Raw genomic sequence first — 1,005 nt, 5'->3', positions numbered from 1 at the left:
ACCAGCACTTTTTGTTTAACCGTTTCAATATCCCAACGGGTACCGTCAGCAAACACAATGGCGTCAACGGCGTAATTGGTCGTCGCATCACTGTTGAAATAATTTCGAACACGAACCGACTGGTCATCTCCAATGTGCAATAGAAGGTCTGTATTTTGCCGACGAGCCACCACACTTTCCGGTGAAATCCCTTCACCCAGTTGAATGCGATCCGTATCACTGCCACGCCAATACTCAGTAATGGTGTCGTGCCCATCACCTCTGGCAATCACATAGGTGTCATTGCCTGCTCCGCCTTCCAGACGATCATCACCACGCCCACCATTTAGAGAGTCATTACCACTTCCGCCATACAATTGGTCTACACCTTCATCGCCGACCAGTTGATCGTCACCATTTTCACCATAAAGGCGATCAGCACCGCTGGCACCCACCAAAGCATCCTGCCCATCACCGCCATAAACGGTATCCTTACCTGCTCCAGCATCAACAGAATCATTGCCACTCTGGGCGCGGATCACATCATCTCCAGCCAGACCAGAAAGTGTATCGTCCGAACCATAACCCCAAATCTCATCATTACTTTCCGTAGGAACAATCACTTTGCCCTTGATGGTTTCGATATCCCATTGGGTACCATCTGCAAACTCAATGGTGTCTACGGCATAGTTCGTGGCAGCATCGCTGTTGAAGTAGTTATTGACTCGAATAGACTGACTATCGCCGTCTGTAGTGATCAGCAGATGCTGTCCATGGCGGTGAACCGAGGTGTGTTCTGGCAATATACCGCCACCCAGGAGAATACGATCGGTGTCACTCCCACTTCGGTTCTCGGTAATAATGTCCTGCCCATCCCCCTTGGCAATTACATAGGTGTCATTACCGGCACCACCTTGAAGCTGATCATTCCCAACACCGCCAACCAGTCGGTCCTCACCACTGTAACCATAGAGCGCATCATTGCCCTGTAAGCCCGTCAGTTCATCGCTGCTGTTGTCATAGCCA

At 50.3% G+C, this 1,005-nt stretch carries 1 protein-coding gene; it reads right to left on the bottom strand.

The window, feature by feature from the left end; genetic code table 11:
• Positions 1-1,005, bottom strand: a 1,005-nt coding sequence (locus tag ACO6VE_RS24660) for a calcium-binding protein (protein ID WP_422464171.1), incomplete at both ends; no start/stop codon positions are given.

It is taken from the genome of Endozoicomonas sp. ALB115 (assembly GCF_049310245.1).
In the GTDB taxonomy this organism is placed as follows: Bacteria; Pseudomonadota; Gammaproteobacteria; order Pseudomonadales; family Endozoicomonadaceae; genus Endozoicomonas.
This window is presented reverse-complemented; position numbering and strand designations above follow the sequence as displayed.